This is a genomic window from Pseudorhodobacter antarcticus (genome assembly GCF_900110135.1).
Lineage (GTDB): Bacteria > Pseudomonadota > Alphaproteobacteria > Rhodobacterales > Rhodobacteraceae > Pseudorhodobacter > Pseudorhodobacter antarcticus.
Genome location: NZ_FOCO01000080.1, coordinates 1 through 6,995, shown reverse-complemented (window position 1 = coordinate 6,995; position 6,995 = coordinate 1). Strand labels below are relative to the sequence as shown.

General features: G+C 53.8%; 7 protein-coding genes. 3 read left to right on the top strand and 4 right to left on the bottom strand.

Annotation, left to right across the window (positions count from 1 at the left end):
• A partial coding sequence (locus tag BMY36_RS18520) for an integrase core domain-containing protein (protein WP_139194150.1) occupies positions 1 to 284 on the top strand: 284 nt, incomplete at its 5' end.
• Between the two features lie 294 nt (positions 285 to 578).
• Here the strand turns inward: BMY36_RS18520 and BMY36_RS18515 are convergent.
• The 3 genes from BMY36_RS18515 to BMY36_RS18505 all read right to left on the bottom strand — a co-directional run bounded on the left by BMY36_RS18515 (position 579) and on the right by BMY36_RS18505 (position 3,838).
• Positions 579 to 1,646, bottom strand: coding sequence for a quaternary amine ABC transporter ATP-binding protein (locus tag BMY36_RS18515; protein WP_050520656.1), 1,068 nt, complete (start codon positions 1,644 to 1,646; stop codon positions 579 to 581).
• A 12-nt stretch (positions 1,647 to 1,658) separates the two neighbouring features.
• Entirely contained in the window at positions 1,659 to 2,696 is a 1,038-nt protein-coding gene (locus BMY36_RS18510) for an ABC transporter permease (RefSeq protein WP_050520655.1), read from the bottom strand.
• Positions 2,697 to 2,863: 167 nt separating this feature from the next.
• The gene (locus tag BMY36_RS18505; protein ID WP_050520657.1) at positions 2,864 to 3,838 is read right to left on the bottom strand and encodes an ABC transporter substrate-binding protein; all 975 of its coding nucleotides are present in this window, start codon (positions 3,836 to 3,838) and stop codon (positions 2,864 to 2,866) included.
• 1,097 nt (positions 3,839 to 4,935) lie between these two features.
• On the opposite strand from BMY36_RS18505, the gene BMY36_RS18500 reads away from it, so the two are divergent.
• The gene (locus tag BMY36_RS18500; RefSeq protein WP_231579759.1) at positions 4,936 to 5,250 is read left to right on the top strand and encodes a hypothetical protein; all 315 of its coding nucleotides are present in this window, start codon (positions 4,936 to 4,938) and stop codon (positions 5,248 to 5,250) included.
• 614 nt (positions 5,251 to 5,864) lie between these two features.
• Here BMY36_RS18500 and BMY36_RS18495 read toward each other — a convergent pair.
• Positions 5,865 to 6,689, bottom strand: coding sequence for a LysR substrate-binding domain-containing protein (locus BMY36_RS18495; RefSeq protein ID WP_175469345.1), 825 nt, complete (start codon positions 6,687 to 6,689; stop codon positions 5,865 to 5,867).
• Between the two features lie 22 nt (positions 6,690 to 6,711).
• Here BMY36_RS18495 and BMY36_RS20695 point away from each other — a divergent pair.
• Positions 6,712 to 6,995 (top strand): IS3 family transposase (locus tag BMY36_RS20695; protein WP_074819068.1); only part of this gene is annotated, 284 nt, incomplete at its 3' end.

Here is a 6,995-nt window from a genome sequence, read left to right as displayed (position 1 = left end):
AGATCAAGATCAGCATGCCTCTCGTGACATTGCTTCGCAATGCACTGACGGTAATAGATGGCAAAGGGCGGTGGATTGACAACCGAATGATCGAACGGCTGTGGAGGTCCCTCAAGTACGAATGTGTCTATTTGCACGGGTTTGAGACTGGGTCACAGGCCCGCAGCGGCATCGGAAAATGGCTAGCCTATTACAATGCCGAACGACCGCAATCGACCCATGGCATCTTGACCCCCGACGAGGCCTATGCGAGCAAAACAGAACCTATGAGAATGGCAGCCTGAAATGAAACCATGATCCACCTTAAAAGGGCTGCAATGTGGTCGAAGAACTAGGACCACCTCTGTAGGCTGCGTTTTGTCATCCAGCAAGGCTACCCTAGGACTCTTAGCTTGTTCAGCAGGCCAGTTGCAATCTGGACTGCCGAATATCGAGCTGCGCGCAGTATTTGCTATGTAGACTGCGTAGTCGCGAGCCTCGTCGTGAAGGTTGAGCGATATACGACAAGACAATTTGACCTGATCTGTCGTCAGCGCCATGTGTAATCTCTGCGTCGGCATTCTCCACCCCGGTTACTTTTAACCGCTGCGTCGGGCGCTTTCGGGATCGTCAGATTGTGCCGAGGGGACGAGTGCGCGAACCAGTTTGCGCATATCCAACACGCCAACCGGCTTGCCGTCCTTCATCACACGATAGCTGAGGGAGGTGTCACCTTCGGACAAGGCGATCACGGATTCAAGATTGTCATTATGGTCAATTTCGCCCGCCCGTTCGCCCGATGCGTCCGGTGTGCGCGTCATCACGGAACGGACACGCAGTACGCGTGCGCGATTGATATCGCTTACAAAATCTTCGATGTAGGGATCGGCAGGGTTCAGCAGGATATTCTGCGGCTCACCCTGTTGGACGACAAAACCGTCCTTCAGGATCACCAGATGATCCGCCAGTTTCAGTGCCTCGTCCAGATCATGTGTGATGAACACGATGGTCTTTTGCAATTCCGCCTGCAATTCGTTCAACAGATTTTGCATATCTGTGCGGATCAGCGGATCAAGCGCCGAAAACGCCTCGTCCATCAGCATGATGTCCGAGTTGCTGGTCAGTGCGCGGGCGATACCCACCCTTTGCTGCATCCCGCCTGACAGTTGATGGGGATATTGCTCACCCTGCCCTTGCAGGCCAACACGATCAAGCCATCTGCGCGCCTCTTCTGCATATTTGCGCTCGTTCTGCCCCTCGATGGAGGGCGCAAGACCTGCGTTTTGCAAGACTGTGCGATGCGGCAACAAAGCAAATTTCTGGAATACCATCGACATTTTATGCTGCCGGAGGTGGCGCAACTGCTTTTCATTATACTCCATAATGTTCTCGCCATCGACCCACACCTCGCCAGCCGTCGGCTCGATCAAGCGATTGAGGTGACGGATCAGCGTCGATTTGCCAGAGCCTGACAGCCCCATGATCACAGTTGTTTTTCCGGCGGGCACATCGACATTGATATCGTTCAGGCCAAGGACATGACCGTGCTTTTCCAGCAATTCGGTCTTGCCCATTCCGTCTTTGATCATTTCAAGGGCTGGTCCGGGATTATCCCCAAAAATCTTGTAGAGGTTACGGATAGAGATCTTAATGTCTGTATCGGTCATATCTGGCACCCCTTAACGCGACTGACTTACATTGATGCGGGCAAGTGCCGCCTTGGTCACACGGTCCAAGATGATCGCAAGAAGAACGATACCCAAACCCGCCAGCAAACCGACGCCAAGCTCCAGCGATCTGATGCCGCGCAGGACCAACACGCCCAGACCAGGAGCCGACACAAGTGATGCGATGACGACCATTGCAAGGCTCATCATAATGGTCTGGTTGACGCCCGCCATGATGTTGGGCAGTGCCAGAGGGATTTCCACGTTAAAGAGTTTCTGCGTTTTGGTCATGCCAAACGCGTCTGCGGCCTCGGTTACGTCTGGGTCTACCAGTCGGATGCCTAAGTCCGTCAAGCGGATCACCGGCACGATGGCGTAAAGAATAATGGCGATTCCATAAAGTTTTGGCTCGGTAACTGAAAACAGGAAGATCAGCGGGATCAGGTAGACAAACGGGGGCAAAGTTTGAAGCATATCCAGAACGGGGATCATGCCACGCTGCAACCGGTTGCTGCGCGACATGGCAATACCTATCGGCACGCCCAACAACACACATATCACCGCACAGACAAAGATGATTGCCAGGGTCTGCATCGTGTAATCATAATAGTCGACAAAGGCGAGAAAGCCGAAACACAACGCAACCAGGCCAGCCAGCTTCACCGACCGGCTTACGGCCCACGAAATCAGCATCAACAGCGGGATCATGATGAACCACGGAACCGCCTGCATCACCCAAAGCGCTTCGTTCAGCGCCCAGCTAAGCGGTTGAGTGAGCGGGTCGACAACCACTTTCAGGCTGTCCTTGATCGACATGAAGCCTGATTCCAACCCACTGGTCAACGCGCGTGACTGGGGGAAATTCGTGCAGGCCTGATGCAACTCATCCATAGATGGAAATGGTGTCGCCCATGGCGATTCCACGGCGTCCTTGCCGGATGTTTTTGCCAATAGATCAGCCATGGAGGTCATTCCGCCGCCAGCATCGCCGCTGTTTCCACACCAGTTGCGCAGACCAAGTCCATCGAAAACAAAATCGTAAGTCGCCATCAAACCCTCATCCGGACCGACAATTGTGGCCCTCTTTCAAACTATCTCAATATTGAGACGGCCGGATCATGCGACCTCGGCTTTTGGCACGTCTGTGTGCCCGACGCGCCATTGAAAGCGCATTCAGTCAAGTAAGGGGCGGCGTCATAGACGCCGCCCTGATCCGCTTACTGCTTCAGCAAAGGAGACAGCTTTTCCTTAGCTGCATCATTGATCCAGTCGCTCCATTCGTCAGGATTGTTCGTCAGAAAATAAACCGCCGCTTCCTCATTGGTTGCGTTGTTTTCTTCTTTCCAGGCCAGAAGCTGACTCATCGTGTCTGTCTTAAAGGTCACCTTGTTCATCAGCGCGGCGATATCAGGATGGCTCGTCATGAAATCCTTGGTCACAATGGTTAGAACAGGTGCTGCCGGGAACGCTGATGGTTTGGGGTCAGCGGCATCGGCATTTTGGTTCGCCAGATGCGCCGCCTCATTATATTCGCCCAGATCGATGCTCGTCATGTCGAACATGCCAAGTGGCGTCGTCGGACCCCAGTAGTAACCGAACCAAGGCTTTTCATCCTGATAGGCAGATGCCATCGAGGTTGCCAGTGTTTCGCCAGAGCCGTGATTGAAGATCTTAAAGCCAGCACCCTCAAGATCGAGGGCGCGCAGCATGTTGTCATTCACAATGCGGCAGCCCCAACCATCGGGGCAGTTGTTGAACATGCCACCAACCAGTTCTGGGTTGGCCATCACACCTTCAATTGTCGCAAGCTCCGGATGGGCTTTGACCAGATAGGTCGGCAACCACCAGCCTTCGACACCGCCCGGATCCAGCACTTGCCCCAATTCCTCGATTTTGCCGTCAGCTTTCAGCTTTTTGTACGCGTCCCCGGCAGAGTTGACCCACAGCTCGGTCACGATGTCGGGCTCGTTGTTTTCCGACAGCGAGGTCATCGCTGGCGTGGTGTCGGACGGCACCGCCGTGACATCGCAGCCATAGCCTTGCTCCATCAGAAATTTCGATACCGCGGTAACAATGGCGGCTGAATCCCAGTTCATCTGGGTAATCGTGACTTCGCCACACTGTTCCTGAGCCAAAGCAGCCGTCGGGGCTGCGAGTACAGCAAAAGCAGCACCGTAAATAAAGCGTTTCATATGGCGTTTCTCCTTCAAATTTTTCGTTATGGCGGGTGACACCAGATGTTGCACCACCCGATAAAAGCCCATCAACGTCGCAGTCGCGTTCCAAACAGCTAGCCCACTGCCCCTTACCAAGAGATGTTGGAAGGTCAATTTGCGACACATCAGGTCGCTTTCGAGTGAAACCTAGGTGAAATGCCGTTGGAGTGCAACCAAACAGTGAAGTGCTAAGTCTGTTGAATGAGCTCCCAGCGTTTTTTTGAAGGTCATACCAGCGCGCATCGTTGGATCTGAATTGCTAGTTTTAGCCATCTATCGCTTATGACAAGAGACTGGTCCCGCTGTTTATGATCTAAGAAACTACCGTGCCAAATTGCGAACGTCGGCTTTTTGTAGATTGCTTAAATGCATGGCACCTACAGCGAAGGTCCGCTCACCGCCCTTCGCGCCATACCCCGCACCGGTAAAATGGCGCGCCTTCAACTGGCAGCTTGCGATCCACCGGGCGCTGGGCGCGTTTGCTCACCCCTCTCGGTAAGGAGAAACCAAACCATCGGATCGCTCAAGATATCTTATCGTTATCGGTAATGCGGCTTCAGTTTGGGCTGATTGCGGCCACGGTTTACTGTATTAGATAACATCACTGAATTTGCCTCGGTAATCCGCTCGCATCATCTTTGGCGCATCAAAGCCGCAAGCGCCCGGCGTAGCTTCCCTCCCGCTGATAGGGTGGGTCCCGGAGCAGCGACGCCCTGCGCGCCAGCAAGCGAATGCTCAAGCACAAGCCTACCATCTTGATCATCACGCATGGGATCGATATCGCCACAGAGCATCCGAAATCCGGATACGTCTTGCATTGTTCCTACGCTGAAGTCGGAAACCGAAACAGAACCGTGATAGGTCCACGGTCACGCCGGATATTCACCAGGAAAATGGCGGCAGGATGCTCCGGGTTGGCTGTTCGAGCATCTATCAAGACCTTGCGGCCGTCGGGCTTCAGGTCTATCATTATATTGGATTGCCGCTATCTATCCGGCCATCACAATACACAAAATTGATGGGCGATATTACTGCCCGGATTCACATCAAAACGCTGAAAATGGAATATGACAATGAAACTGGTAATCCTTGCCACGGCCCTCGTTCTTGCCGGTTCGGCTTCTTATGCGGAAAACCGGTTGGTGACCTTCACCAACAAGACCGAGGTGGTTGTGAATGAGATGTTCGGATCAAACTCCGGCAGCGACAACTGGGAAGAAGACGTTCTTGGCAACGACACTCTGGAGCCCGGACAATCCGTCGACGTCAATTTTGACGACGCCACCGGTTATTGCAAATTCGACTTCAAGGTGACTTTTGCCGATGGCGATGAAGGCACTCTTATGGACGTCAATGTTTGCGAAGTCGCTGACGTCACAATTCAATAATCCTGCAAGACCAAAACATTGCAGAACTTGCGGCCGGCTCGCTCTGGGCTTTGCCGCAAACATTGCAGTGATTTGAATAGGTCGGGGTCACGCGCCCTTTGATCTCTTTCTTACGGCATGGTTCAGGCTCGGAAAAGAGCCTGAACCATGCCGTAAGACTTTAATGGCTGACGGTTAGCAGATTCGTTCCGGTCGCTTACTGCGAGGCCTAGCTGAAGACCTTGAGCCAGTAGATCGCTGCGCACCATGATTGAGACACTGGTGCCTGATGCCCGCAAATACCGCTCAATGTCGGCGAATGCACGCGAGTACGCACGAATGCTGTTTTTCGGAGCCGGTGTTGATGTAAAATGCAAAACGCCCTGCGGTATCAGAGCACCACAGGTTAAGTTTTTGTTTTATTTGATAATTTATGTTACGGGTGGGCGCAACCGCTGTAACCTACCTAACCTTGTCTGCACTATCTAATTGAACAAACTGAATTCTGCCTGTTAAATACTGAGGGCAATTGACCAAGTTTTCCCAAACACCATGACCCATTGGTATCAATAATTTCACTGACTTTTCATGAGATTATCATAGTTAAGAGTAGTCAGCGCCAAATGGAAAACGGGTTAATCCGAGACGCAAATCAACCCCTGTGGTTTTAACTGGGGCCACAGCCCCCCCCCTAGTGCCGTCCAGCAATACCCAAAATGCCTCCAACGGTGGGTTGGGCCGCCCGCATTCTTGCCGCACTTTGCGCAACTCTCGGCGGGCAATCGGCGGGAAGGCACGAAAAACTCTACCCCCTCGGGCTGACCCGCGATGGCATCGTAGGGGAGAATGCTGGCCACCAAGCCGCTGCGGACAAAGGACAAGATGGCCGTGGTATTGCGCGCGGCCAGATTGCTGGCAGCAAGCAGTACGCGAATGCCCGGTTCATCCACCAGCAAACACAGCGGACTGGCGATCAGCGGCTCATGGACCATCAAATCCCAGCTTGATGTGCCACCCTGTGCCAGATGCGCGCGGTGATTAGCACCGCCTTCGCGGCACACTATCCCCAGATCATCGCTAAGGATCAATTCTCCCTCTGCCCTATCTCCGGGGCGTGCAGACAGGATGCCAATATCGGCCTCATCGCGATGCACCCGGCGGCGCACAGCCGCGCTGTCGACATCGCTGATCTCCACTCGCACATCCGGCCAAGCGGCATGAAACGCTGTCAACACGCCGGGCAAAACGGAGACCGTGGCCGAAGGCACCGCCACAATCCGCACAATGCCACCTGTGGACAGGGCGTGGCGCGAAATTGCCTCAACGCTGCGGTCAAACACATCGGTGGCGCGGCAGCTTTCATCCAGCACCAACTGGCCCAAGGGGGTCAAACGGTTCTTTCGGTCCGTCTCAAACAGAGTTGGTCGCGGAATTTCGGACCAGTTGTTAAGGTGGATCACATGATGAGAGAAGTGATCCAGAATGAAGAAACGAAAGAACCATTCGCCTGATTTCAAGGCCAAGGTTGCGCTTGAAGCGATCCGTGAGGAGCTGACGCTGGCGGAGCTGTCGAAGAAGTACGATGTTCATCCGACACAACTCGGCACTTGGAAGCGCGCGGCGATAGAGAACATGGCGACAGCTTTTGCGCGCCGAGGTGCCGCCCCGGAGCAGGTAAGTGCGGCTAAACTCGACAAGCTGCATTCCAAGATTGGCCAACTTGTGGTGGAACGGGATTTTTTGGCCAATGCCTCGCACCAGTTGCT

What these genes read in the sequence shown, in the direction of transcription:
- BMY36_RS18500 (WP_231579759.1), top strand. Translation starts at nt 4,936, where the DNA reads ATGAAACTGGTAATCCTTGCCACGGCCCTCGTTCTTGCCGGTTCGGCT.
- BMY36_RS18515 (WP_050520656.1), bottom strand. Translation starts at nt 1,646, where the DNA reads ATGACCGATACAGACATTAAGATCTCTATCCGTAACCTCTACAAGATT.
- BMY36_RS18505 (WP_050520657.1), bottom strand. Translation starts at nt 3,838, where the DNA reads ATGAAACGCTTTATTTACGGTGCTGCTTTTGCTGTACTCGCAGCCCCG.
- BMY36_RS18510 (WP_050520655.1), bottom strand. Translation starts at nt 2,696, where the DNA reads ATGGCGACTTACGATTTTGTTTTCGATGGACTTGGTCTGCGCAACTGG.